This window comes from Oceanisphaera marina (genome assembly GCF_014643915.1).
GTDB classification, from domain to species: domain Bacteria; phylum Pseudomonadota; class Gammaproteobacteria; order Enterobacterales; family Aeromonadaceae; genus Oceanimonas; species Oceanimonas marina.
The window spans coordinates 67,088-93,752 of record NZ_BMKE01000007.1; the positions used below are offsets into that span (position 1 = coordinate 67,088).

The 26,665-nt window shown below is 53.7% G+C and carries 24 protein-coding genes; 12 read left to right on the forward strand and 12 right to left on the reverse strand.

The genetic code is table 11. The features are described from left to right. The first annotated feature begins 114 nt into the window (after positions 1–114). Both IEW52_RS06040 and IEW52_RS06045 read left to right on the forward strand, forming a co-directional pair. Positions 115–600: an Lrp/AsnC family transcriptional regulator gene (locus tag IEW52_RS06040; RefSeq protein ID WP_188629169.1), complete on the forward strand. Its 486-nt coding sequence runs from the start codon at positions 115–117 to the stop codon at positions 598–600. A 40-nt stretch (positions 601–640) separates the two neighbouring features. Next, the gene (locus IEW52_RS06045) at positions 641–886 is read left to right on the forward strand and encodes a Rho-binding antiterminator (protein WP_188629170.1); all 246 of its coding nucleotides are present in this window, start codon (positions 641–643) and stop codon (positions 884–886) included. Positions 887–952: 66 nt separating this feature from the next. On the opposite strand, the gene IEW52_RS06050 is transcribed toward IEW52_RS06045, so the two are convergent. From IEW52_RS06050 to IEW52_RS06070, 5 genes are all read right to left on the reverse strand, one after another. After that, complete coding sequence (locus IEW52_RS06050) at positions 953–1,744, reverse strand: hypothetical protein (protein ID WP_188629171.1); 792 nt, start codon at positions 1,742–1,744, stop codon at positions 953–955. A 222-nt stretch (positions 1,745–1,966) separates the two neighbouring features. Continuing rightward, positions 1,967–2,617 carry a DUF799 domain-containing protein gene (locus IEW52_RS06055; RefSeq protein WP_188629172.1) on the reverse strand — a complete coding sequence of 217 codons (651 nt, stop codon included), beginning with the start codon at positions 2,615–2,617 and terminating at the stop codon, positions 1,967–1,969. After that, positions 2,614–2,970 (reverse strand): DUF4810 domain-containing protein, encoded by a 357-nt coding sequence (locus IEW52_RS06060; RefSeq protein WP_188629173.1) that lies wholly within the window; start codon positions 2,968–2,970, stop codon positions 2,614–2,616. The genes IEW52_RS06055 and IEW52_RS06060 overlap by 4 nt, the downstream gene beginning before the upstream one ends. A gap of 24 nt (positions 2,971–2,994) precedes the next feature. Continuing rightward, positions 2,995–3,768, reverse strand: a complete 774-nt coding sequence (locus tag IEW52_RS06065) for a CsgG/HfaB family protein (RefSeq protein WP_229667814.1) — start codon at positions 3,766–3,768, stop codon at positions 2,995–2,997. A 60-nt stretch (positions 3,769–3,828) separates the two neighbouring features. Continuing rightward, positions 3,829–4,446, reverse strand: a complete 618-nt coding sequence (locus IEW52_RS06070; RefSeq protein WP_188629174.1) for a DUF1826 domain-containing protein — start codon at positions 4,444–4,446, stop codon at positions 3,829–3,831. A 100-nt stretch (positions 4,447–4,546) separates the two neighbouring features. Between IEW52_RS06070 and zigA the strand changes: the two genes are divergently transcribed. Together zigA and greB are read left to right on the forward strand one after the other, a co-directional pair. Then, complete coding sequence (gene zigA, locus IEW52_RS06075) at positions 4,547–5,755, forward strand: zinc metallochaperone GTPase ZigA (RefSeq protein WP_188629175.1); 1,209 nt, start codon at positions 4,547–4,549, stop codon at positions 5,753–5,755. Between the two features lie 89 nt (positions 5,756–5,844). Beyond that, on the forward strand, positions 5,845–6,324 hold the full coding sequence (greB, locus tag IEW52_RS06080) for a transcription elongation factor GreB (protein WP_188629176.1): 480 nt from the start codon (positions 5,845–5,847) through the stop codon (positions 6,322–6,324). 153 nt (positions 6,325–6,477) lie between these two features. Here the strand turns inward: greB and IEW52_RS06085 are convergent, their stop codons facing one another. Together IEW52_RS06085 and IEW52_RS06090 are read right to left on the reverse strand one after the other, a co-directional pair. After that, the gene (locus IEW52_RS06085) at positions 6,478–7,863 is read right to left on the reverse strand and encodes a sigma-54-dependent transcriptional regulator (protein ID WP_188629177.1); all 1,386 of its coding nucleotides are present in this window, start codon (positions 7,861–7,863) and stop codon (positions 6,478–6,480) included. A gap of 2 nt (positions 7,864–7,865) precedes the next feature. Then, complete coding sequence (locus tag IEW52_RS06090; RefSeq protein WP_188629178.1) at positions 7,866–9,404, reverse strand: sensor histidine kinase; 1,539 nt, start codon at positions 9,402–9,404, stop codon at positions 7,866–7,868. A gap of 163 nt (positions 9,405–9,567) precedes the next feature. Here IEW52_RS06090 and IEW52_RS06095 point away from each other — a divergent pair, with 163 nt between their 5' ends. After that, positions 9,568–9,969, forward strand: coding sequence for a DUF4168 domain-containing protein (locus IEW52_RS06095; RefSeq protein ID WP_188629179.1), 402 nt, complete (start codon positions 9,568–9,570; stop codon positions 9,967–9,969). 217 nt (positions 9,970–10,186) lie between these two features. Continuing rightward, positions 10,187–12,535, forward strand: a complete 2,349-nt coding sequence (locus tag IEW52_RS06100) for a Tex family protein (protein WP_188629180.1) — start codon at positions 10,187–10,189, stop codon at positions 12,533–12,535. Positions 12,536–12,684: 149 nt separating this feature from the next. Here the strand turns inward: IEW52_RS06100 and IEW52_RS06105 are convergent, their stop codons facing one another. Beyond that, positions 12,685–13,392, reverse strand: a complete 708-nt coding sequence (locus IEW52_RS06105; RefSeq protein ID WP_188629181.1) for an inorganic diphosphatase — start codon at positions 13,390–13,392, stop codon at positions 12,685–12,687. Positions 13,393–13,637: 245 nt separating this feature from the next. Here IEW52_RS06105 and IEW52_RS06110 point away from each other — a divergent pair, with 245 nt between their 5' ends. After that, positions 13,638–14,066, forward strand: coding sequence for a GNAT family N-acetyltransferase (locus IEW52_RS06110; protein WP_188629182.1), 429 nt, complete (start codon positions 13,638–13,640; stop codon positions 14,064–14,066). Positions 14,067–14,259: 193 nt separating this feature from the next. Here the strand turns inward: IEW52_RS06110 and IEW52_RS06115 are convergent, their stop codons facing one another. Continuing rightward, a complete protein-coding gene (locus tag IEW52_RS06115) occupies positions 14,260–15,231 on the reverse strand; it encodes a porin (protein WP_188629183.1) in 972 nt (323 codons plus the stop codon). An 84-nt stretch (positions 15,232–15,315) separates the two neighbouring features. Next, on the reverse strand, positions 15,316–15,624 hold the full coding sequence (locus tag IEW52_RS06120; RefSeq protein WP_229667815.1) for a hypothetical protein: 309 nt from the start codon (positions 15,622–15,624) through the stop codon (positions 15,316–15,318). Positions 15,625–16,231: 607 nt separating this feature from the next. Between IEW52_RS06120 and IEW52_RS06125 the strand changes: the two genes are divergently transcribed. The 3 genes from IEW52_RS06125 to IEW52_RS06135 all read left to right on the forward strand — a co-directional run bounded on the left by IEW52_RS06125 (position 16,232) and on the right by IEW52_RS06135 (position 19,940). Further along, a complete protein-coding gene (locus IEW52_RS06125) occupies positions 16,232–16,939 on the forward strand; it encodes a pseudouridine synthase (protein WP_188629184.1) in 708 nt (235 codons plus the stop codon). 28 nt (positions 16,940–16,967) lie between these two features. Further along, positions 16,968–18,410, forward strand: a complete 1,443-nt coding sequence (locus tag IEW52_RS06130) for a mannose-1-phosphate guanylyltransferase/mannose-6-phosphate isomerase (protein WP_188629185.1) — start codon at positions 16,968–16,970, stop codon at positions 18,408–18,410. A 303-nt stretch (positions 18,411–18,713) separates the two neighbouring features. Continuing rightward, positions 18,714–19,940, forward strand: coding sequence for a glycosyltransferase (locus IEW52_RS06135; protein ID WP_188629186.1), 1,227 nt, complete (start codon positions 18,714–18,716; stop codon positions 19,938–19,940). Between the two features lie 37 nt (positions 19,941–19,977). Here IEW52_RS06135 and IEW52_RS15910 read toward each other — a convergent pair whose 3' ends face one another. Then, on the reverse strand, positions 19,978–22,278 hold the full coding sequence (locus tag IEW52_RS15910) for a putative bifunctional diguanylate cyclase/phosphodiesterase (protein ID WP_308424522.1): 2,301 nt from the start codon (positions 22,276–22,278) through the stop codon (positions 19,978–19,980). 583 nt (positions 22,279–22,861) lie between these two features. Between IEW52_RS15910 and IEW52_RS06145 the strand changes: the two genes are divergently transcribed. Next, complete coding sequence (locus IEW52_RS06145; protein ID WP_188629188.1) at positions 22,862–23,794, forward strand: TAXI family TRAP transporter solute-binding subunit; 933 nt, start codon at positions 22,862–22,864, stop codon at positions 23,792–23,794. Between the two features lie 5 nt (positions 23,795–23,799). Then, entirely contained in the window at positions 23,800–25,701 is a 1,902-nt protein-coding gene (locus tag IEW52_RS06150) for a TRAP transporter permease (RefSeq protein WP_188629189.1), read from the forward strand. Between the two features lie 84 nt (positions 25,702–25,785). On the opposite strand, the gene IEW52_RS06155 is transcribed toward IEW52_RS06150, so the two are convergent. Continuing rightward, the gene (locus IEW52_RS06155; protein WP_188629190.1) at positions 25,786–26,520 is read right to left on the reverse strand and encodes an endonuclease/exonuclease/phosphatase family protein; all 735 of its coding nucleotides are present in this window, start codon (positions 26,518–26,520) and stop codon (positions 25,786–25,788) included. Positions 26,521–26,665: the final 145 nt, after the last annotated feature.

The following is a 26,665-nucleotide window of genomic DNA, read 5'->3' on the forward strand; positions in this document are numbered from 1 at the left end:
TAACGCTTTGTTTGGGGTGAGTGGTTGCGAATCAAAGGCTAAATTTCTCTACTTAAGCAATCACTCACCCTTTATAGTGTAAATATAGAATAATCATTTCACAGGGAAGACACCTTGAGCAATCTACTGCAACTGGATAGAACCGACCGGCGTATTCTGGAGCTGATGCAACGCCATGGCCGCATCAGTAACCTGGAGCTGGCCGAGCGTATCGGCCTGTCACCCTCTCCCTGCTCACGTCGGGTCAAGGCATTGGAAGATGCCGGCCTGATTGCCGATCACGTGACCCTGCTCAACGCCAGCAAGCTCGGTTTAAGTCTGCAGGCCTATATTCATATCTCGCTCGACCGGCATACGCCCGAGCGATTCGAGTCATTCGATACCGCCATTCATGGCTTCTCTGAAGTATTGGAATGCGACTTGGTGACCGGCACCGAAGCCGATTATCAGCTAAAAGTAATAGTACGCGACATGGAGCACTACCAGCAGTTTCTGCTGGGCAAGCTGACCCGGCTGGACGGCGTGACTGGGGTACGTTCCAGCTTTGTGCTGCGCCGTATCAAACACGAAACCGCCCTGCCGCTGGATCACCTGGGGTGACGTTCCGGGAATAGGGAATAGGGAATAGGGAAACTGAAACATGATGAGCTGTGAGCAGCACGACTATATAGAGATAGCCTGCTTGTACCAATATGCCGTGACATTGACGCTAACCGCGGGTAAGACACTCAGCGGCATCGCCCTCGACACCGCGCGCAACGAGCAGCGACAAGAGTGCATCAAGATGTTGGCAGATGATGTGGAGCAGCTGATCCCCCTGGCAGCCATCAGCCGCATGACCGCGAATACCGGCAACCCGCATTTTCGGGTCGTTGAGTTTGACTGAATCAACCGGATAATCAGGGCCGCAGCCCTGATTATGTCACCAGGTGGCCACAATGACGCTTGATGGCTACACCATGTTTCTGGCAGAGCCCTGAGTACAAAAGCGACTGCTGTCGTAATACATCAAGCCATGTTGGCGTGCCACGGGCGCCAGACGCCGGGCAATCTGCTTACCCATGCGCTGACCATTACGGCTGGTGTAGCTGGCATCAAACTGCATGGCTGGCGGCGCCGACAACTCGGCAGGCAAGGCCTCGGCCAACGACGGAGATACCACCTTGCAAACCAGCTCGCTCAACACTCGGTTCACCACAGATCCCACGCCATAACCCTGCCACTCCGGCAATAAATACAAACTGTTCAGGGTCATTTCCAGCGCCGGCGCCGGCCGTTCTTGAGGAATGTCGGCGGCAAAGTTCAACACCCAGTTACCGATAATGTTGGCCTGTTCGCCGCTGTGATCAATCAGCGCCAGATTACAGCGGTACGCCAGACCATAGTCGTGAATACGCGGCGCGGCATCGACCGGAACGGGCCGGTTTTCGCCCCAGTACAAGGGTCTGGGGGCATAAGGGTCTTGATGGATATGCAAGGCCTGGTGGCGAAAACGCTCGAACAAGGGCTTATGCTCGGGGTGTTGCCAGTCCATCAGATTCAAAGAGAGTTGGTCCAGCCATTCGGGCTGCAACCAGAGATAATCGGAAAATTCGTCTTGCAGCTGGGTGTAATCCAGCAGGTGATTGAGGGTCCAGTGACCACGCTTCAGGTGGCAGACCTCGCGAATGAAAGTATGTTTGAGCTGTTTGAACAAGGGATAGATTTGGCCGGCTACCCGCCGACGTTCGGCATGAGCTGGCATCAGGTGAACCATCCTTTTTCGCTGTATTCACCGGTGCTGACGCACAATAACGGCCACGCCGCCAAACTTATTCTGCCCACTCGGGCGCAATGAACCCACTGCATACGCTTTGCTTCCTTTTTTCACACAAAGCGCCGCATTGTAAGGCGGCGGTTGGAGAAGTAAAGCCAGAAACTTGGGCAATAAAAAGCCGCACTCTCAGGTGCGGCTGATATCACAAATTTATTGTTGCGATAAATAAGGAGAGCGAGGACCATGCAAAATGCCATTAGGCATACCAGCGGTCAGCAGGCGTGCACTGGTGATACCAGAAATCTCATGACCCTTGTCGGTGATCGTATTGGCTATTTGCTCAATTGCAGCCTGCACCAGCATGGCAATCAGACCACCAGAGTTGGAGTTCTGTTCGGTACTGGAAGCGGTAGCTCTGCCTGACCAGAGTTTTGCCCCGGTTCTTATATCAACGAGTTCAGCATTCGCCGTCACTCGGGTATCGCTGCTGATCACTCTGTAGCTTGTGCCATATTCTTCAACGTCAATATAAAGAACAGCATCAGCACCAAAGATCCTATGAAATTTATCCAGAGGAACATTATGGATTTCCTCCGGGTTTGCTAAACCATTCTGGCGGAACGTCTCGTCCACAACGGCCACAGGCAACACATAATAACCAGACTCAGCCAGTGGATAGGTTATCTGAGACAACATACTATAACTGGCTTTCACATCCGGAGACTGGTTGGTCGGAGGCAAAACCAGAATGGATCTGGGCTTAGCCTCCCTAAAAGCTGTGTAATCATAAGGTTCGGGAGTCACACACCCGGTCAACACACCAACAAGAATTAACAGTAATGGATAAAAAATTCGCTTCATTTTATTTCTTCCCTGTTGTTCTGCTTAAGCAGGAAACTCATAAAGGTCTCCGACTCAGGAAACAACCGCTTTTCCATTTCAAACTGCTCCATCGCCTGCTGCTCTCTTCCACTATTGGCATAAAGAAGCCCCAGATGGGCATGCAAACCCGGTGCTACGATGCGATCACCGGCACGGGCTTTTTCAATACTCTCTTCAAGCACTGCTACCTGTTCACTCAAGCTACTATCATCCGTCTGATAATGCTGATAAACGGAGGACTGGTAACCGTCCCACTGATAGAGAGTTTTAGGGCCAGCACAGCCCGACAATACTGCTGTCATCACCGCCAATAATAAGACGCGCATATTCATTCCAAACTCCTTCCTTGAGTAAAATTACAGTGTTGGATCCCACTGCCCCCGATCAATACCTGCCACCAAGTTATTTACTGCCTCACGTACGGCGAGATCGAGAACTTTTCCGTTCAGAGTCGAGTCATAACCGGCGGTACCGCCAAACCCTATAACTTCACGGTTGGACAAGCTGTACTCTCCGGCTCCTTGAGAAGAGAAAACCACTTCTGAAGTCTGCACATTTACAATATTGAGATTCACCTTTGCGTAGGCAACCTGTGATTTGCCACGACCCAGAATCCCAAATAATTGATGGTCGCCAACGGTCTTCCGTCCAAACTCGGTGACATCACCGGTAACTACGTAATCAGCACCCTTCAGTTTCTGTGCTTGGCCCTTGATACCGGCTTCAGCTTGTATCTCTTTCATATTGGTGCGGTCCAGCACGCTAAAGCGGTTGCTTTGCTGTAAGTGGGTAATCAGTATGGTTGTTGCCTGATTACCCAAACGATCAACACCATCAGAAAAAATACCTCGCTGAAATGTCGAACGGTTCTCAAACTTACCAACAGAAATTGGTGCACGCACCCCGTTGTAATGGCTTTGATAAGTATCAACTTTCTCTACCGTAAGAGAGCGGGATGACTCAGTAGCACAGCCACTAATTAAAGAGGCCGAAAGTACAGCCATACCCAAAATCATTATTTTTTTCATGACAATATATACCTTAGGAAAAGACAGGAATTGTCGCGACATCATAACACCATAAAGCAACTCATATGAATACATACCAATATTCGATCTATTTAATTCCATGCCACATTTCAGTATTATCTTACGAATATAAAATTAAGAATTCATGCCATAGCCTGAATCTCATTCCCCAAAATCCAGTGACAAAAACAATCGTCGGTAACCGGTGGGCACCGGCGGTGAACGATGCCAGAGTCCCTGGCCGTCGTTATCTTGCCAGCCATCGCCTTTCATCAGCGCCACTTCACCGGGCACCAGCCGCTGCCACCGAGCCGGCTCTTCACCAGCAGAATGGAGCAATTGATTACGCTGCGCTCCATCCAGCCAGTGAGTACCGGGGCCGCTATAGGTGGTGACCAGTCGGCAAGGAACCCGGTCTACATGAAAGCGCGGGCACATGGCCGTTTGCAGGCTGGCCAATCGCAGGCCGATGCGATTCAAATCAAACAGACAGGCGAACATGTCGGCCAGTTGCTGCACATCCGCCGCCAACTCGTCTCGGCCAGGCAAGTTGGGTAACCGAGTCGACAACACCGCCGATACCTCTGCAGGAGCCAGCAGTTCGCGCATATTGATGACATGCTCGTGTTGGCTTAACGCGGCAGCGTAGTCCGCAGCGGCCACGGATAACGATCGCTGCCAGATGGCCAGCTGACAATCAGGCTCATAAATGCGAGGGAATACGCTGGGTGAATTATCCTGACGGCTGATCTCGGCCAGAGAAGGTTCGGTGATGATCATGAGCGGTGTGAATTCCTTGAGGTTGTGCTTTCTTGAAAATACATTGTTATGTTATAACAACAAATAATACTATGAATCAAGTTATCACACGGACCCTTTCATGCCACATCATGCTGCTTCTCCCCGCCTGCCGGTTACCGTGCTCTCCGGTTTTCTGGGTGCCGGAAAAACCACTGTGCTCAACCACATTCTCAACAATCGCCTGGGGTTGCGGGTGGCCGTCATCGTCAACGACATGAGCGAAGTAAATATCGACGCCGCCACCCTTGGGCAGCAGGTCGCCCTGCGCCGGGGCGAAGAAAAGCTGGTAGAGATGAGCAATGGCTGTATTTGCTGCACCCTGCGCGAAGACCTGTTGCTTGAAGTGCGACGCCTGGCCGATGCCGGCCGTTTCGATTATCTGTTGATTGAATCCACCGGTATCTCGGAGCCGCTACCGGTGGCCGAGACCTTCACCTTTGCCGATGAAGACGGCACCAGCCTGAGCGACCTGGCCCGGCTGGATACCATGGTGACGGTGGTGGATGCGGTGAATTTTCTGGCCGACTTCAATGCGGCTCGCGACCTGCAGGACACCGGCGAAAGCCTGGGGGAAGACGATGGTCGTAGCGTGACCGATCTGCTGATAGAACAGGTGGAATTCTGCGACCTGCTGCTGATCAGCAAAACCGATTTGGTCACTGCCGAACAACTGGCCGAACTGACCGCCATTCTGGCGCAGTTGAATCCAGAAGCCGATATCATCCCCATCAGCCAGGGTCGGGTGGATATAGAGCGCGTACTGGGTACCCACCGCTTCTGCTTTGAACGCGCCGCTCGCGCCCCGGGCTGGATGCACACCCTGCGCGGTGAACAGATTCCCGAAACGGCAGAGTATGGCATCAGCAGCTTTGTGTACCGGGCACGCACGCCCTTTCATCCCCAACGCTTTTACCACTGGCTGCAGCAACCCGAGCAGGCAGGCAAGTTATTGCGCTCCAAGGGTTTTTTCTGGCTGGCCAGCCGCCCGGATTTTGCCGGGCAGTGGAATCAGGCCGGCGGCATCGCCTATCACGGCGGAGCCGGCCTGTTCTGGCACGCCATTCCCGCAGCAGACTGGCCGGACGACGAAGAGAGCCGCGCCCATATCCTGGCCAGCTGGCAGGAGCCCTACGGCGACAAGCGCCAGGAACTGGTGTTTATCGGCCAGGGCCTGAATCAGGCCGAATTATGCCGCCAGCTGGATACCTGCTTGCTTAGCGAGCAGGAAATGGCCCAGGGTGAACATCACTGGCAGCAACTGCCCGATCCCTTCCCCGCCTGGGAATAGCATTATCGAATCCTGGTCAGGCTTTCTTCTTCGAACAGGCTAAGCCACAATGGTCAGCATGTGTGTGGCCATTGCATAGATTGACATTGATGAAAACCAACCTGATCACCCGAGCTGGCTGGCATATGCTGGACCAGGAGCTCAAACAGCTGTGGAAAGTGGAGCGCCCCGCCGTCACCCAGTCGGTGTCGGAAGCGGCGGCGCTGGGCGACCGCAGCGAAAACGCCGAATACATCTACGGCAAGAAGCGACTGCGTGAAATAGACCGCCGGGTGCGCTTTTTGATGAAGCGGCTGGAAGACCTGAAAATCGTCGATTACGATCCCCGCCAGGATGGCAAGGTATTCTTCGGTGCCTGGGTCGAGCTGGAAAACGACGACGGCGACATAGTGCGTTATCGGATCGTGGGCAGTGATGAAATGGATCCCAAAAACAATTACATCACCATCAATTCGCCCATGGCCCGCGCCCTGATCGGCAAGCAGGTCGACGACGAAGTGCAGGTACAAACGCCGTCCGGTATCAAAGAGTGGTATATCAACAAGATCCAGTACCAGCCCTTCGGGTAGCTGTAAGCCGTCAGCTATCAGCGGTCAGCAAAACCTTCCTGCTCCGCAGGACCGGCAGCTAAAGCGCCGGGCTACAAAGTTAGGTGTTTTGCCGTCTTCCTGAACTCGTTTCAGGATCTCGATTTTGTTCTATTTTTAGCTGACAGCTTTCTTTTAATCTATCCATCTATACAAGGTACGGCGGGTGATGCCCAGAATATCGGCGGCGCGGCGTTTGTTACCGCCGGTGGCGGCCAGCACCCGCTGAATATGCTGGCGCTGCACCGTTTCCAGGCTGGGCAGGCTCTCTGCATCATCAACGATACTCTCACCAGAAGTCCTGGCGGCATGATCTGCCAAGGGCGCTGCGTTAATCGGCAATGGCTGCTGACAAATGCGCTGGGGCAGATGGTGTACTTCAATCAGTGGGCTGTCACAAAAAGTGGCCGCTCGCTCTACCGCATTTTGCAGCTCCCGCACATTGCCCGGAAATGCATACCGCTGCAGCACGGCCAGGGCCTCGTCGCTAAAGCCCTTTACATTACGCTGCTGTCGGGCATTGAACCGGGTAAGGAAAAATCCGATCAGGCGCTGTATATCGTCGCCTCTTGCGCGCAGGGGCGGCACCTGCAAGGCAAAGGTTTCCAGCCGATAAAACAGGTCTTCGCGAAAACTGCCGTCACTCACGGCGTCGGTCAGGTTGCGATTGGTGGCGCCAATAACACGCACATCGAGTTGAATTTCATGATCGCTGCCCACGGGTCGCACCTTGCCATCTTGCAATACCCGCAACAGCTTGGCTTGCAGTGTCAGCGGCATTTCTCCCAGCTCGTCCAGCAACAGCGTACCGCCATCGGCTTGCTGAAACAGGCCGGCACGCTGGCTACGCGCTCCGGTAAAGGCGCCAGCTGCATGACCAAAAAATTCGCTTTCCATCAGCTCGCTGGGTATACCACCGCAGTTCACTACCATATAAGGGCCGTCTTTGCGGTTGCTTTGATCATGCAGGGCGCGAGCTACCAGCTCTTTACCTGTGCCACTTTCGCCTTGCACCAAAACAGGGCCATCGGCCGAGGCAATCTGGCGAATTTGATGAAACAACTGCTGCATGGCCGGGCTGTGGCCAATAATACCGTTGAACTGATCGATGGCCAGCAAGCTGCGATAATGCTGCACTTCACTGCGCAAACGACGATTTTCCAGCAAACGCCCCACCGTGAGCAGAAAATGATCCATTTCCAAGGGCTTGGTTAAAAAGTCGTCGGCACCGGCCTGTAACGCTTTTACCGCCTGCTGCACCGAGCCAAAGGCGGTGATAATTAACACCGCCGGCGGCATCTCGCTGGCGCCCAATGCCGGTAACAGGCTAAGGCCATCGGCACCGGGCAGCCGTAAATCGCTGATCAACAAATCCGGGGTGCCGGTTTGCAGCAACTGCAAGCCCTGCTCGGCATCGCCACAGGCCGTTACGCGATACCCTTCGGCTTCCAGCTCTTCTTGCAGCAGTTCGCGCAAACCGCTGTCATCTTCTACCAGCAAAATATGATCGTGGTGCGCCATGCCTATGCATCCTCACTTGCTATCGTCTTATGGGGGACTAATGACAGGGCCAGACAGGCTTCACAACCACCGCCTCGGTTACTTAAGGTGAAGAAACCACCCTGCTCTTCGGCAACGGCCTGCACTATGGCCAATCCCAGTCCGGTACCTTCTCCCGGTGACTTGGTGGTAAAAAAAGGTTCGGTCAGCGTGGCCAGCGAACAGCCTGCCGGCAAGCCCGGCCCGTCGTCGGTAATACGAATCACCAGCCAACGACTGTTGGCTGCCACCCAAACGCCAATGCCGCTCTCGGCCGCCTGCAAGGCATTGCGCAGCAGGTTCAGCAGCGCCAGTTCCAACCGCCCCGCGTCGGCTATGAAGGCAGGCAAGCCTGGCGGCAACTGCAATTCCAGCTGGCACCCCCTGGTTTCAAGTTCAGGGCTTATGGCGTCAATCACATCTTGTATCAATACGCTGGCAGTCAGCATTCTGGCCTGCGTCGCCGCCGGTCGGCAATAGTCGAGCAGTTGGCGCACGGTACGGGTAAGCCGACTTACCTGAGTACGAACCCCTTCCAGGTTACGCTGCTGTTGTTCATTCAGGGTGCCGGAACGCTCCAGGCGTCTGGCGCGGCCATCGATGACGCTGAGCGGTGCTCCCAGTTCGTGGGCTATGCCTCGCGCCATGCTGCCGATGGCCACCATTTTTTCGTTATCCTTGAGTTTTGCCACCAGCCGGGTTTCAGCCGCTCGGTGTGCATCCAACTCACGATGCGCCTGCTCTATGCTGTCCAGCATGTGATTCAGACCGCGCGCCAGGCTGGCCACTTCTTGCGGTCCGTTCAATGCCGCCCTGTGGTCCCAATCGCCACTGGCCACCCGATTCATGTGCGCCAGCAACTTGTCGACGTATCGCCCCACACCGCCATAATGGCCCAGCAGCACGCTGGCGAGGATCACCAAACTGAACAAACCCCACAGCAGCCAGGCAATCACGGTCAATTGTTGCAAGGCACGGCCAAAGTCACTGGCGCGGCGGGTAATCTGTACCAATCCCTGAATATGGCCAGCGGTATCGAACAGTGGCTGAAAATGGGAAAACAGATTGCGCCCCGCCACTCGGCTAAAGGCTTCCTGCCCCTCGCCTGTGGTACGAATGCGTTGCGGAATAACGGATCGGGTCAGATCGGTTTCGGTTACCCCGGCCGACGCTATGCGATTTCCATCTACGTCGAATACCGAGGCACCATAAACTTCGCCCAGCACGAACACCGACTCCAGCGCCAGCTCCACTGCCGCTATATCGCCGTTATTCAATGCGGTGCCCACCGGAATGCTGATCGCTCGCCCCACCAGCTCAAGGTCGTTTTTCAGCCGTTGTTCCTGAAACTGATTGGCTTGCTCCAAGCCAAAACGAATGCCCAGCGCCGTTAGCAACACCAGAGGTAGCACCACAAACAGCAACAGGGTGCGCTGCAAACCGCTGATACCGAGCCCACGCCGCCTCTTGGGTTGCTGCTCAACAGCAGATGTGTTGTTTTTGACCGAGTATTTTTTTCTCATGTGTAATATATACACACAATTATCGGCGAAAAAAATAGTCATTCAGCGTGAGTTATCGGCAATAAAAAATAAAAACTTTAAATATCAATATCTTGAGATACAAATAAAAACTGGCACGGTTCCTGTATTGATATAATCACTTTCAACAGAAGGAGTTTCATCTATGAATAAGCTCAAGACATTGACCGCCGCCATTACCTTTGCCACTTTCGGTATGGCAGCCAATGCCGCCATGGCACAAGCCCCCGCGGCCGCACCGGCACAACAGGGTGGTGCGCCTGCCCAGCAATTTGAGCAAGGTCAGCAAGCTGGACCTATTACAGATGGTGACCTTAAAAAGTTTGTGAAAGCCAATGAAGAAGTCGCCAAGGTTCGCGACGAGTTTACCCAGAAGCTGAATGAAGAAAATGATCAGCAGAAAGCCCAGCAGCTACAAATGCAAGCACAAGAGAAAATGCTGGAGGCGGTAAAAGACAACAATATGGATGCACTCACCTATAACGCCATTGCGGCGCGCATTCAAACCGACACCGAGCTGCAAGAGCGCCTGTCAGCGCTACAGTAACGCCCTCTATCCTGAATTAAGCCGGTTTAACCAAAGGGACCCTCGGGTCCCTTTTTGTCGTATGGACGCACCCTGCGGGCAGCGACCCTGAGGGCGCCCTTCTTTGCGGCTCACTTCTGTTTCATAATAGGCTCATATCGGCTCACATTTTCGCCTTAGCACATGCCTTTTCGTTATTGGCAGGGCGTAGATCGCCCTTCTGCCTGGAGCTTTATTGATGACTACTATTAACCATGCCCTGGCCACCGAACTGGCCGTTTCCCAACATCAGGTTGATGCCGCCGTACGGCTGCTGGATGAAGGCGCCACCGTGCCCTTTATTGCCCGCTATCGAAAAGAGGCCACTGGCGGCCTTGATGATACCCAGTTACGTAACCTCGACAGCCGACTGGGGTATTTGCGGGAGCTGGAAGACAGACGCGGCGTTATCCTCAACTCCATTACCGAACAGGGCAAACTGACCGACGCGCTGAAGAAAGAGCTGCTGGCGGCCGACACCAAAACCCGACTGGAAGATTTGTATTTGCCCTACAAACCCAAGCGGCGTACCAAGGGGCAAATTGCCATTGAGGCCGGCTTGCAACCACTGGCCGACACCCTGTTTGACAATCCTGAGCAGGATCCCCAGCAAACGGCGGCCCGCTTCATTAACGTCGAGGCCGGTGTAGCCGATGAAAAAGCCGCGCTCGATGGCGCCAAATATATTTTAATGGAGCGCTTCGCCGAGCAAGCCGATCTGCTGGAAGCGGTGCGCCAATACCTGCAACAGCAGGGTCAATTACAGGCGCGGGTAGTGGCAGGCCAGGAGCAAAGCGGCGCCAAGTTCAAAGACTATTTCGAACATCAGGAGCCGATAAGCCGCGTCCCCTCACACCGGCTGCTGGCCATGCTCCGCGGGCGCAACGAAGGGGTGCTGAGCTTGTCGCTCGCCGTGGACACGCAAGCCAGTGCCCACCCCTGCGAAGCCATTATCGCCCGCTTTGTTGGCTGGAAAGCGCAAGGTCGTGCCGCCGATACCTGGCTGGCCAGTGTGATCAGCTGGACCTGGCGCGTAAAATTGTCGCTGCAGATGGAAACCGAGCTGCTGGGCCAGGCACGGGAGCAAGCTGAAGTGGAAGCCATCAAGGTGTTTGCACTGAATATGCAAGACCTGCTGATGGCGGCGCCGGCCGGAGCCCGCGTTACCATGGGCCTGGATCCGGGTATTCGTACCGGCGTTAAGGTGGTGGTGGTAGATGGCACCGGCAAGCTGCTGGCCCAGGATACCGTTTACCCGTTTGAACCCTTCAAGAAGGTCGAACAGAGCCTGCGTACCCTGGATGACTTGTGCCGCCGCCATAAGGTGAGCCTGGTGAGCATAGGTAACGGTACCGCCTCGCGTGAAACCGAACGTCTGGTAGAGCAACTGATCAAGCAAAGCCCGGAACTGAAGCTGCAAAAAGTAGTGGTCAGCGAAGCCGGCGCCTCGGTTTATTCGGCCTCCGAATTGGCGGCCAACGAATTTCCGGATCTGGATGTATCGTTGCGTGGCGCCGTTTCCATTGCCCGTCGTCTGCAAGACCCGCTGGCCGAACTGGTGAAAATCGACCCCAAGAGCATAGGGGTGGGCCAATATCAGCACGATGTGTCACAAACCCAGCTGGCCCGTAATCTGGATGCGGTAGTGGAAGACTGTGTAAACGCCGTGGGCGTAGACGTCAACATGGCCTCGGCACCGCTGCTGACCCGAGTATCCGGCCTTACGCCGACTCTGGCGCAAAATATCGTCGCCTATCGTGACGAACTGGGGGTATTTACCGATCGTAAGCAACTGCTCAAGGTGCCGCGCCTGGGCCCCAAGGCGTTTGAGCAATGTGCCGGCTTTCTGCGTATTCGCGACGGCAAGAACCCGCTCGATGCCTCTTCGGTGCATCCGGAGGCCTATCCGGTGGTCAATCGCATTGCCGCAGATTTAAAGCAGCCGGTACAAGCCATTATCGGTAATAGCGAGCTGCTGCATAAACTGCAGCCACAACACTATACGGATGCGGATTTTGGCTTGCCGACGGTGCAAGACATCTTGAAGGAGCTGGACAAGCCGGGCCGGGATCCGCGACCCGAATTCAAGGCCGCCCGCTTTATGGAAGGGGTAGAAAAGCCCTCGGATCTGATCCCCGACATGGTGCTGGAAGGTGTGGTCACCAACGTCACCAATTTCGGTGCCTTCGTGGATATAGGCGTGCATCAGGACGGTCTGGTGCATATCTCGGCGCTCACCGATCGTTTCATCAAGGATCCGCGCGAAGTGGTGAAAGCCGGCGATATCGTCAAGGTCAAGGTGATGGAAGTGGACCTGCAGCGCAAGCGCATCGCCCTCACCATGAGACTGGAGCAAAGCGCCGCCGAGCATGGCAGTGGTCATCAGGCCGGTCAGCGACGGGAAGAACGCAAGCCAGCAGAACATAGCCATGCGGCCGGTAACGGCGGTAAGAGCCAGAACACCCCTCGCCCTGCCCGCAAGGAACAAAACGCCCCGCAAGGTGCCATGGGCGCGGCCCTGGCCGCCGCCTTGCAGAAGAAAAAGTAAGCTAGGCGTAATTGGCAGGCCCGGAGTATTGCGGGCCTGTCTGCATCAAGTGCTGTAACCAGGCCGGAGTTAACTCGGCCAAAGGGATCTCAGTTACATATACGATCTATTCAAAATAAAATATCAAAGATATAAAAATCACATAGGCATCAACGCAAAGCTTCAAAATTCGCCGCCGCTGCTTCCAGCACATTACGTGCCGATTTAGCGTCCTCAAATCCCAAGCCTTCCATGCCGCCATCCGGCCCTTTGTAATGCGCAAACCACAGGTCAATGATCTGGCTGACGGCGGGGAATTCTTCATCCAGCTGCGCCATGCTGTCGACATGCGCAAACGGGGAGTCTTTGGTCAGCACGGCAATCAGTTTGTCATCCTGCTCACCATCATCCAGCATCTTCAGCACGCCGATAACGCGTACATCAACCACTTCACCCCGTGGAACCGCCTGGCCCAACACAATCACATCGAGCGGATCCCCGTCTCCGCCCAACTCTTTCGGCAAGGCAGTACCCGGAATGGCACCGTAGTTACCCGGGTAGCCAAGGTAATTGACGACTCGTGGCTTGCCCTTCTTGTATTCCCAGTAGACCGCTTTCGGATCCTCCTTGCTGACTTCCCACTTGGCTGAGGTTCCGGTCGGTATTTCGACAATCGCCCGTACGGTGCCATCCTTGTTGAATGCCTTCAGGCTCATAAGATCTTCCGCCCCCACAACAGTAAAATTGTCCTTGGGTGTCATGGCGACGGTATGAGGTGTCGTTTCTGCGAAGGCCAGGCCGCCCAGAGCATCGGCAGAGGCCGTGTTCGACAAAATAGCCAGGCAGCTGGCTGCGGTCAGCGTGAGAATTTTTTGCATGACTTTTCACTTCCTTGAATGATGAGTGAACCAGTATGCGAATGAACAATGACGGCCGGATGACAGGCGGCGAGCACTCGATAGCAGCCATCTCATCCTTGATAAAAAATTACGCATTCACACGAGCATTCCAATGCGCCTTTTTAAAAGCTGTCCAACGCTGCAAACCTGATTCTTGGCAAGTGTCTGTGACGCGACTACATTCTGTGTAAAATGCAGTTTTCCCTCTTACTCAAGGATCCCGCATGACCGTCAACATAGTCCCCTTCACACCCGAATATCAGCCGTTTATTCGCGCCATTCGCGAGTCGGTATTCATACAGGAGCAAGCCGTGCCCGTTGAGCTGGAGTTTGACGGGCTGGATGAGAACGCCATGCAGGTGTTGGTGGCAGTAGACGGCCAATACGTGGGCACCGGTCGTATGCTGGATGATGGTCATATTGGACGCATCGCGATTTTAAAGGAGTTTAGAGGCTTGGGGCTGGGCGCCAAGGTGGTGCAGGCCTTGGTCGATGAGGCGGCACGCCTGGGTTATCCGCGGGTGTATCTGGGCGCACAGACCCATGCCGTCGACTTCTACGCCAAGCTGGGCTTTACGCCTTACGGCGAGGAGTTCATGGACGCGGGAATCCCGCATCTGGCCATGGAATGCAAAGTGAAGGGTGATGCGTAAAGAGGCAACTTGCAAAGAGAGCCGTCACACTCAAACCCATTCCTCTCCAGACCAAACAGACATCGCAAAAAAGTATTAATTTTGTGCATCAGATCCGGCGGTGCCGGATTTAGCAGCTAAAGCAGCTACTACATTCGTGCTGTATGCTGCTGTTCGTAGGTTTCGTTAGGTTTTGGCCTTAAATTATTAAAGATCAAAAGTAATATTGCATGCCTACGCCATACAGATTGTCGGTGCCGTCCATATCATTGAGTAACCATTCTGCATAGATCTTGGCTTGCGGCATCAGATAATATTCACCGGCTACAATATATTCGCTCACCCATTTTTCATGCCATGGCTCACCCACGCTCAAACGATTATAACCAATGCCCAGCGCCAATTTTTTCATCGAGTAAGACAGTACCGACTCCCAGTAGTTTAGCTGACGTATATTCCAGGCCTGCTGATAGCGGGTTTGTCCACGCGTAACACCAAAATAGATTCCATAAGGACTGGTGTAGTTAATGCCTGCCGCCATAGATCGAATATCGCTGTTCACATCTGCTTCCAGCTTGTTTTCATAAGCGAGCACCACACCTATGCCATTATTGGCGGTGTATCCGGCAGAGATAGCATATTGCGCTTTGGTATCGCGGTTATCATCTTGCTTGTTATTATCATTAACGGCGTAAGCCATTCTGATATCGATATTATTCTCGTAATAACCGATCTTGAGCTGATCATCCAGGGTGATGTCCTGGTACATATAACCGTGGCCACCAAAAATATTAAACACATCTGTGATGTCGGTTATCTGGGTAAAAGGACTGTCGCTGCGCCCTACCGTGACATCCAGTACTTCATTAATACGCACTCCCAGCCAGGCCTGATCCGCATAGAGCTGATCGCCCCGAACCGAGTCGGACAGTATATCCCAGCCCATTTCACCAATGAGTGTAACGGTGTCGTTTAATCGATGGGCTCCGGCCAGGCTTAAAGAAAACTGATCCGTGCCCCCGACTGCCTGAGCCTTGCCAGGCTCCTGCCACTGGTAGCCCAGGGCGCCCAGCTGATATTTAAACTTGCCATGTACGGCCAGCACGCTTTGCTGATCGGCCGAGCTAAAGGTTAAAGCCATTGCCGGAGCCGTAAACAGCAGCGAGAGTAAAATGACGATTTTCATAAGTAACTTCTTATACGTTCATACAAAAAAGGGCGCTGGTTACAGCGCCCTTTCAACTCATCATCAATTATCTATTAACAGATATTAACGATTGAAGTTTTTGGTATAAGAATGCTGGTGACCGTTGATGTTCTTGTCAACAGTTACGCTGCCATTCTGGCCACGTTGCACTTGCTTGTTAATGGTGTAGGTTTCGCCATTGGCTTTAGTGATGGTTTTGGTGAAAGACACGCCACCGTCAGGGCCGGCGGTAACATCTTTGCTTACTTCAACATTGGCATAGCCGTTGTTGTAGCTGTGATTATAAGAGTGGTTACCACCAAAACCTGCGTTAGCAGAAGCGGCAAGAACCAGAGCGGCTGCAGAAATAACCCATTTTGATTTATTCATCATTATTTTCCTTTTTAGTTTTTTATCGGTGCTCTTCTGATATTAAAAATATTCGTTATCAGCTAGAGGTTCGAGTCTTAACGGCAAAAGCCAGCTTGCCCGAACGAGATGAAGCTTACTCCTCGAAATAATTGGATACAATCACCATTAATATTGTGTACAAAGTGTAATTTTAACCAGAACCTGCGACACGGCAGCCTTTAACTAGTCATCAATAGAGCTTTATTTGAATCTTGCAGCACAAGAAACCTGACCAAACAGACAAGAAAAGATGATTATCCTGAGACGGAAACTGTCATTCAGATAAAATTTATAATGAATTTAACTTTTTTAACCATAAAAAAACCTGGTAACAGACTAAAAATAATACCAAAACCAGCTGTACTTGGCCGTATAGATAAAAATACCAGTATTTATAACTACCCCATCAACAAGATCCACGTGAAGACACCATCAGCGTTTTATACTGCTATCTTTTTAACTGCATAATTTCATGTCGAATTGTCTCGTCATTTACCTTACCAAACGCCAGCCAAATCACTGGCTTCATACCGGCTGCTGCTCGGACCTCGACTGTGCGATAATGTCGCTTTGATTTAGAGAACTCACCATGCGCCTTGATAAATACCTGTGTAACAGCACCGATCTCTGCCAGCGTCGGGCCAGAGCGGCGATTGCTGCAGGTGAAGTACGGGTAAGTGGAACGATTATTACCGATTCTGCAACACAGGTGCATGAGCACAATGGCATCAGCTGGTTAGATAGGCCGCTGCGGCTCCGCCCGTCACGCTACATCATGCTGCACAAGCCAAAGGGCAGTTTATGTTCCCATCAAGATGGGGCTTATCCCTCGTTATTTAACTGGCTTGAAATAGACAAGGCTGAAAACCTGCACCTGGTGGGCCGTTTAGATGCCGATACTTCGGGTTTGGTGCTATTTACCGATGATGGTCGCTGGTCCTATCAGATCACTCGGCCAGAACACCATTGCAGAAAGATCTACCGTGTGGGATTAAGAAATGAATTGGCCAGTGACGTTGCCCGGCAATTCGCTAACGGCATTATGTTGCAAGGCGAAGCCTCTCCTACCCAGCCGGCCGATGTGGTGCAGATCGATACCAAAGAAGTACTGTTAACGCTGACCGAAGGGCGGTTTCATCAAGTAAAGCGTATGTTTGCCGCGGTAGGTAATAAAGTGGTTAGCCTGCATCGCGAACACATTGGCCACCTCAGCCTGGATGTCGGCCCGGGCCAGTGGCGACATTTAACCACGGATGAAGTCACCGGCTTCTATTTCAACCCTGCGGCAACGGATTAATACGTCGCCCTGAGCAAAAGAGTCTTCTATGCTGTTCCCCGTTATTATGGCCGGCGGTCATGGCTCCCGTTTATGGCCACTGTCACGCCAACATCATCCCAAGCAGTTTTTGCCGCTGCTCACACCGCATCTTTCCATGCTGCAAGCCACGCTCACTCGGTTGGAAGGCTTAACGGCGCAACCCCCGCTGTTAATCTGCAATGAACAGCATCGATTTCTCGCCGCCGAGCAGGTACGCCAGTTAGCGGGGCAACAGGTGCAGATCATGCTGGAGCCGGTGGCACGCAATACGGCTCCCGCCCTCGCGTTGGCCGCCTTGTATGCCTGCGAACAGGTTGCGGCCTCGCAGCGCGAAGAGGTTATCTTGCTGGCCTTGCCTGCCGACCATGCCATATCGGAGGTCGCGGCATTTCAGAGCGCGGTCACTGCCGCCTTGCCATTGGCAGACGCAGGCCACCTGGTTACCTTTGGCATACCACCGACGAGTGCCGAAACCGGCTATGGATATTTGCGCCGTGGCCCAGCCATCTCGGGCAGTAAGGGGTTCAAGGTAGAGCAGTTTGTAGAAAAGCCCGATCAGCAAAACGCCAATGCCTACCTTGCAGCCGGCAATTATGACTGGAACAGCGGCATATTCATGTTCAAGGCACAGCGTTATCTGGCCGAGTTGGCGCGCTTTCAGCCTCAGGTATTGGCAGCCTGCCAAACGGCATTGGCGCACAGCGAGCGCGATCTGGATTTTATCCGCGTGAATAACGACGCCTTTGCGCAAAGCCCCGATATTTCAGTTGATTATGGCGTGATGGAACACACCGCCCACGCGGCCATGGTGCCATTGGCAGCAGGCTGGAGCGATGTGGGCTCCTGGTCGGCACTGGCACAGCAACTTACCCGAGATACGCAGGGCAACACGCTGCGCGGTGATGTATTAACAGAACAGGTGAATAACAGCCTGATTATGGCCGAGCACCGCCTGGTGGCGGCATTAGGCGTAAAAGACATGGTCATTATAGAAACCAAGGATGCGGTCTTGGTGGCGCATAAAGATCATGAACAGGACGTAAAGCAGCTGGTCGCACAGTTGCATGAGGCAGACCGGCAAGAGCATATCAGCCATCGCGAATGCTACCGCCCCTGGGGCAAGTTTGATGCCATTGATAGCGGAAAACGCTATCAGGTCAAGCGTATTACCGTTAACCCCGGCGGGCGCTTGTCACTGCAAATGCATCACCACAGAGCCGAACACTGGGTAGTGGTCAGTGGTACGGCCCGCGTCACTCAGGGTGATCAGGTGCGCCTGCTGACGGAAAACCAGTCGGTTTATATTCCCGTTGGCCAGGTGCATGCGCTGGAAAACCCCGGCAAGCTGCCGTTGGAGTTGATAGAAGTGCAGTCTGGCGCCTATTTGGGTGAAGACGACATAGTCCGCTTTGAAGACCACTACGGCCGAACAGAACGCGGGACGCTTTAAGCTGTCCGCCATACGCCAAGAACAAATAGCGTCGGGCTTTGACTTATCGCTTACGGCTTAAGAGATAACACCCAAACCCACGCATTGCCCGAGGTAGAATGTGCACCAGATCCGGCGATGACGGATTGCAGGGCTCAAAAAAATCCCTACATCCGTGCAATATGTGAACCGGCGCCGCTGATTAGCTTTTACCATTAAGATCCCTTTCAGATCTGATCACTATTTCTCCGTGGATTCCGTGTTCTTCCGTGGCAAAAATAGGTTTTTTATCTTTTAAATTCGGCTAAATAAAGAAGGCAAACAATGAAAAAAGTACTGGTGATTGGCTATGTCTGGCCCGAGCCCAATTCGTCTGCCGCCGGCAGTCATATGTTGTCGATTTTGCGCCTGTACAAGCAACAAGGCTGGCAGGTGGAGTTCGCCACGCCCGCCCAGCCCACCGAGCATATGGTTGATCTGGCCGCCGAGGGTATCTCCAGCCAGAGCATCATGCTTAATTGCGACAGCTTCGATGCCTATGTCGCCGAATACGGGCCGGATATCGTCATGTTCGATCGTTTCATGATGGAAGAACAGTTTGGCTGGCGAGTCGAGAAGAACTGCCCCAATGCGCTGAGAGTGCTGGATACCGAAGATCTGCAGTGCCTGCGACATGCTCGCCATCAGGCCCATAAAGCCAACCGCGAGATGACCACGGCCGATTTGTTCAGCGATATTGCCAAGCGGGAAATCGCCGCTGTTTTACGCTGTGATCTGTCGCTGATTATCTCCGACTTTGAAATGCAGTTGCTGCAGGATACCTTCAAGGTGGATGCGCGCTTGCTGCATCATTTGCCATTCATGGTCAATCTGGCTGCCCTGCCCGGCAAAACGGCCGACTATGACAAGCGCCAGCACTTTATGACGATCGGTAACTTTCGCCATGCTCCCAACTGGGATGCGGTGCTGTATCTGCAGCAAATCTGGCCACTGATCCGCAAACAGCTGCCCGGGGCCGAGCTGCATATTTACGGCTCTTACCCGCCCCCCAAGGCCACCGCCTTGCATAATCCCAAAACCGGCTTCCTGATCAAGGGCTGGGCAGATGATGCCTTTGCCGTAATGGAGCAGGCACGGGTTTGCCTGGCTCCCTTGCGTTTTGGCGCCGGCATCAAGGGTAAACTGCTGGATGCCATGATGATGCAAACCCCCAGTGTGACTACCGCCATTGGCAGCGAAGGCATGCACGGCTCTCTCCCCTGGCCCGGCACCATAGCAGCAGATGCCGAACAGTTTGCCGCCGCTGCCGTGGCCTTGTATCAGGACGAACCTCGTTGGTTAACGGCCCAGCAGCAAGCGACCCAATTGCTGCACACACGCTACGACGCGGCAACACTGGGCCCACAACTGATTACCCGGCTTGCCGCGCTTGGCGAACATCTGGATGAACATCGATTACACAACTTTACCGGCAGTATGCTGCGTCATCACAGCATGATGAGCACCAAATACATGTCGCAATGGATCGCCGCCAAAAATGCACGCGAGTAAGATGCCCTGGCATGCGACAGCGGTTATTCGGCGGCGGTCAGTCGGCTATCAGGCATGATACCGACCCTTGTTCTTTGGCCACGCCTCTGGTGACCAGCAACTGTTCAAACTCTGCCAGCGGCATGGGCCGACCAAATAGATAGCCCTGAAAGTGCTCACATCCCAGCTGCAACAGCGTGGCGTGCTGTTGTTCTGTTTCCACGCCTTCGGCAATCACTTCCAGCTGCAGGCTGCCCGCCAGTGCGCAAATGGCCCTGATAATGGCCGCGCTACCGTCATTTTCTGGCAGCTCGCGAACAAAGGATTGATCGATTTTCAGCTGATCCAGCGGCAGTTTCTGCAAGTAGGCCAGTGACGAATAACCGGTACCAAAATCATCAATCGAAAAGCGAATTCCCTGCTCTCTTAGCTCACGCATGCACGCGATGGCGGCCGACATATCATCGAGCAGCATGGTTTCGGTCAACTCCAGTTTCAGAAAACGCGGGTCGGCACCCGACTCCGACAAAAACTGCAGCAATGTCTCTATAAAATCCGGCTGATACAGCAACCGGGCACTAAGATTAACCGCCAGGCAGAGCGAAGCCGTAGCCGGCGCACCTTGCCACACAGCCAGTTGCGCACTGGCCTGGCGTAACATTTGCAAATCAATCTGCTCAATCAGCTCCGCTTGTTCGGCCACTTCAATAAAGTACCCTGGCGCAAGCAAACCTCGCTCTGGGTGCTGCCAGCGAGCCAGCACTTCTGCTCCCGTCAACTGGCCAGCAGCGTTCAGTTGCGGCTGTAAATACGGGATAAACTCCACACCCTGCAGGCCGCGTCGAATATCTTCTTCCAGCTGCAACCGGGTGCTCACCGCCTCCTGCATGGTGGGATCAAAGAAGCGTATGCTCTGCCTGCCCGACGCCTTGGCCTGATGCATGGCAATCTCTGCATGCTGTATCTGTTCATCGGCTGGGGAAGCCGTATTTTTAAACAAGCTAATGCCAATGCTGGCGCCACAATACAGCTCAAGCTCTGCTATCTGGTAGGGTTTGGCCAATAGCTCCTTCATTCGCATGGCATATTGCTCGGCCCGGGCGGCGGCATTCTGGTGAGTCATGCTGAGGTTTTCAATCAAAATCACAAATTCGTCGGCGCCCAAACGCGCCATGGTATTGCTGGAGTACAAGGCGTCACCCAGGCGAGTCGCAACCTGGCACAGCACCTGATCACCCGTCTGATGACCATGCAGATCGTTGATGCTTTTAAAACTGTCCAAATCAAGAAATAGCAAGGCGGCATAACGTCCGCTACGGGCAGACAAATCCATGGCGTGTTGCAGCCTGTCAAGCAACAAACTGCGGTTGGGCAGGCCGGTTAATGCATCAAAAAAAGCCAGGTCACGAATGCGTGCCTCGGCAGCCTTGCGCTCGGTAATATCTTCCATGGATGAAACATAGTGGGTGATATGACCCTTGGGATTACGCACCACGCTGATCGATAACCACTCGGGGTAGATTTCGCCATTTTTGCGCCGGTTCCAGATTTCTCCCTGCCAGCGACCCTGCGCCAGCAGCTGTTGCTGTATCTCGTCATAGAAAGCATCAGCATGGCGCCCGGATCTGAGCAAACGAGTGTGTTCACCCACGACTTCGTCGGCATCGTAACCGGTGATGGCGCTGAAAGTTTGGTTAACTCTTAAAATACAGCTGTTTTCATCAGCAACCAGCAGCCCCTGGCGGACTTCAAAGGCGGTGGCGGCGATGCGCAACTCCCGCTCGTCACGGCTGCGCCGTTTAATATCCTCAAGCATCCAGCCAAGGCAAACGGTGGTCAGCGGCATCACCAACAGCATGGGCACGCCAGCTTGCAAGGCTATTGCAGTACTGCTGGCTGTTGGCAGCAGCATAAAATGCACTAATAATGCCGCATGTACTAACACACCGAAACAAAACAGTGCCAGCAAGCCGTTACCCACCTTGCCGCGCTGATAAAAATAGCGGTAACTCAGCCCAAATAACACAGACAGAACAATCACCACCAGTCCCCCGCCCATGCCGGCGCCCCCCAGCCAGATGCGATAACCACCGCCAAGCACTGCCGCAATGGCAGCCACCAAGGGGCCGCCAACAAACGCGGCTATGCTCAGTACTACACTGCGGGCATCAAACACCCAGCCATTTTCGAGTTCGATGGCGATCATCATGCCAATGATGCAAGTCATACCGAATAAAGAACCGGTAATCAGCTTGCCGGTATGGTCATTGCGATTCCAGCAACGGACATTCAGTGTCATCAGCCAGCATAGCGCCAATAACAAGGCGGAGTGTTCCACAAAATGGATAATCAAAAGCAAGCGTCCCCGAGTCCTGAACAATACGGTATACAACAATAGGTAACAAAACAGATAATGGCCGAGCATGAAAACATACTTGTCGCTGGTTTGGCTTGCTCTGGGTCAAGTTCAATTTAACATTTTCTTGTCACTCGATTATTCGCCTGACCGGCATGGGTAGCCGCACGAAAAAAGACCTTAATGAATCTGCAAATATCCTGTAGCACAGTATTAAATTTTGCGGCTGCCTTTATGGCAGTCGTGACTCCCGCCCTCGGCCTGGCCAATGCGGTTGCCGCCCCCGCATTTGTAACATAAAAAATTGATTACTCAGCAATTAACCTGCCATAAAAGTGCATTACCATCTGTCACTGCATACCGAAAGCTACAGCAGATTGCTGACCAAAACAAAACGAAACCCGGCTGATAATGGAATTGCTTTATTACATTTATTAGCGGTTCATCATGTTATCGACACTCTGTTTACTTACCAAAGCAAATAGCCTTGAAGGTAACTTAAATTTCACTACACTAACATTTCGCCAACACGTTTGGCCCTGTGGTTGATGCAAACCTATTGGTAACAAATATAAGGAAATATGCTATGTCTCTTTGGTTGAAACGGGCCTTGCTTGCCGCCTCCTTCGCTGTCGCGCTACCTGTAACTGCCGCGAATTACACGATTGGCACCGGTAGCCAAAGCGGCACCTATTACCCACTGGGGGGCATGCTGGCCCAGACCTGGAGCCAAAACATCGACAACTTTAATATGCGCGCCGAAGTCACCGCCGCCTCGGTAGAAAACATTATCAAGGTAGCCTCGGGTCAGCAGTTGGTCGGTATCGCCATGGGTGACTCTGTACTGGCCGCCGCCAAAGGCGAAGCCCCTTTCAAACAGCCCATGGATATCTCGGTATTGTTCGCGCTCTACCCCAACGTAGTACAGTTTATGGTGCCCGCCGATTCCGACATACAGTCGGTCAGTGATTTGAAAGGTAAAAAAGTATCCGTTGGTGCGCCCGGCTCCGGCACCCGGGTGGGGTCGACCAATATCATGAAAGCGCTGGGCATCAACGAAGGAGACTTCAAGGCACAGAGCCTGAACTACACCGCCACCACGGAAGCCTTGTCGAACGGGCAAATTGACGCGGGTGTCATTATCGGCAGTGCCGGCGTGGGTGCCATTACCGAACTGGCTCTCACTCGCAATATTCGCATCCTCTCGTTCAGTGAAGATGAACTAAACAAAATCAATGCCGCCCTGCCAGCCTACTCCGGCATGGACATTCCCGCCGACACCTATAACAAGGTGCCCGCCTTTACCGCGCCTGTGGTGTGGAACGTACTGGTGGTCAAGAAAGATCTGGATCCCGCCCTGGCGAGCCAGATGATTGATACGGCGTTTGCCGACATGCCCAAGATTCAAAAGGTGATCTCCGATGCCAAAAACACCACGGTAGAAAACATGGATCGCTTGCAAGGCGTGCCACTGCACGAAAGTGCCCAGACTTATCTGGATAAGAACGCAGGCAACTAAGCACGATGCAACAGCCTTCCCTCAACCACGAACCCGCCCGTTTGGGCGGGTTCGACTATCTTATCGGCGCCATTGCGCTGGCCCTGACGCTTTTCCAGATCTGGCATGGCCTGGCGGCCGAACTCTCGGCGCCGGTTTTTCTGCCAACGCACCTGAGTTGGGTGCTGGTGCTGGTCTTTCTGGTCAATCCCACCTTTTCTCGTACCGCGCCCTCCTCTTTGTATCAGGCTGGACGGCTGCTGGACTTTGCCTTTGCCGCTATCAGTGCCTGGATTGGCTACCGGCTCGCTCATTTTGATTACGACGATTTAAGCTTCCTGTTTGATGGGCTGGGCACAGTCGATCTTTATGCCGGTGTGGCACTGATAGTGCTACTGCTGGAAGCGACCCGTCGTACCGTCGGTTGGGTGATGAGTGGCATTGCCATTCTGTTTTTAGCCTATGCCATGCTGGGCAATGCTTTGCCCGATGACTTCGCCAGCAAAGGATTTGATTTACAGGAAATTATTAGATTCCATATTTTTTCTACCAATGGCGTGTTTGGTGCGCCACTGGCGATCTCTGCCGGGGTGGTGTTTGTGTTCGTGTTGTTTGGCGCCTTGCTGCAAGTAACGGGCGCCGGCCAGTTTTTTATCGACTGCGCCTTTGCCATTGCCGGCCGCTATCGCGGTGGCCCCGCGAAAGCCTCGGTACTGGCCTCGGCGGCACTGGGATCCATTTCTGGCTCTGCCATTGCCAATACGGTGACCACGGGGGCGCTCACCATTCCCATGATGAAAAAGCTGGGCTACAAGCCAGAGCAAGCCGCCGGTATTGAAGCGGCGGCCTCTACCGGTGGGCAGATTATGCCTCCCGTGATGGGCGCCGGTGCCTTCGTCATGGCTCAGTTTACCGGCCTGCCCTATGCCGAAATACTGCTGGTCTCTATCGCGCCCGCCATTCTCTACTTCTTCTGTACCCTGCTCTATGTGCATTTAATGGCCTGCAAACTGGGCCTGAAAGGCATGGATAATGTGCAAAAAGTCGCTGTGGTGGTCAAACAAGGCTGGCACTACCTGTTGCCGCTGGTGATGATCACCGTACTGCTGCTGATGAGCTACTCGCCGGTGCTGGTTGGCCTGGCGGGCTGTTTGGCGATTGTAGTGGCCGCCTTTAGCCGCCGCAAAACCTGGGTGCCGTTTTCAGCCATACTGGCCGGGTTGCGTGACGGCGCGCTGATGATACTGCCGATCAGTGCCGCCTGTGCCACCGCCGGTATTGTAGTGGGTGTGGTGGGGCAAACCGGTATTGGTCTGCAGTTTACCCAGGCGCTGCTAGCGCTATCCGGTGGCTACCTGTGGGGGGCGTTCATTCTGATTGCTCTGGCCGCCGTGGTGCTCGGCATGGGCCTGCCGGTGACGGCCGCCTATATAGTGCTGTCGGTGATGGCCGTGCCCGCGCTCAACGAATTCGGTTTGCCGGTGCTCACCGCACACCTGATCGTGTTCTGGCTGTCGCAAACCTCGAACGTGACTCCCCCTATCGCCCTGGCCGCCTTTGCCGGAGCGGGCATTGCCGGTGCTTCCCCCATGAAGTCGGCGGTGCAGGCATTCAAGCTCGCTTTCGGCTTTTTCATTATTCCGCTGATGATGGCGTATTCCGGACTGTTGTGGCAGGAAGACGACACTGCGTTTCGGTTTGTGGTGGCGATACTGGCCACGCTGGGGCTGATCATCGCCTTTGCCTGCGGTGTGGAGGGCCGATTATTCAACCGCCTGGCCCTGCTGCCTCGAGGACTGCTGCTGATCATCGCCGCCCTGATGCTGGTCGAAGACCCTGTGGTCAGGCTCAGTGCCTTGGGCGCTCTGGGTTTGATCGCCCTGTGGGACGGGAAAAAAGACAACTCGCTGGTAAACAGCCAGAGCTGAATAAGCAACACCTCAAGCATACCGGGCTCAGTGCCCGGTATTTTTTTGCCTGCGGTATGATGCAATCAGCAGCGCACTGCTGGATTAACGGGAAAATTGCGCATAAATCGGGTTGTGATCCGACACTGTAGGAGTGTTGATGGCGATGGCCGAGCGCAGCGTTAAATCCCGGTAGAAGATAAAGTCCAGGGGCTGACGGCGATAGGTTTTGATGTATTTTGCGTCTTCCATCACGGCTTTTTTCAGACCCATGGCACGGCAAAATTGCGCCAGATACAGGCGGCGAGAACGGCTCCACACATTAAAGTCCCCCGCCACAATCAAGGGCCCCCGATGCTGAAGCAACACCTGGCGCAATATCGCAATCTCCTGGTTAAACTGGCCGTGACGCACAAAGTTGATGGCGTGAATATTGGCCACCAACAAGGTGTCACCGCCCTGTAGCGGATGATGGGTAATCACCTGACTTTTGTGGGTGGCAAACCTCAGCTCCCGTCCCTGACTCAATACGGTGGTGATATCATCGAAGGCACACTGGCCGGCGGTGAGTACACCAAATAAATGGGAGGGGGTTTGAATATTGGGCGATACCGCATAGGACCAGCCGTCCAGCTGCAATCGCTGGCTGAGCGCAAGCTTGGCTTCTTGCAGCAACAACAGCCGGGTGGGAAATTGCGCCAGCAGCTGAGTCAGACACAGCTGAAATTCCGGGCTCAGCGTCAACTTCTGGGTGTTCCAGCACATGATGCCCAGCTCGTCGTCATCCAGGTGCTGATGCTGATGGACCAACTGATGAGGCGCCACTCGAGGACGAAGCATAAAGTATCCTGCCAGACAATGAAGTTGAGATTATCTTAGCAGAAGCACCCACAAACTTTCTTACTGCTTTTGGCTATAAAAACACCCTTTACTGCCGCTTTTTCATTCTATTTTAATTGTTAGTGCTCTTTGTGTATAATTGGTG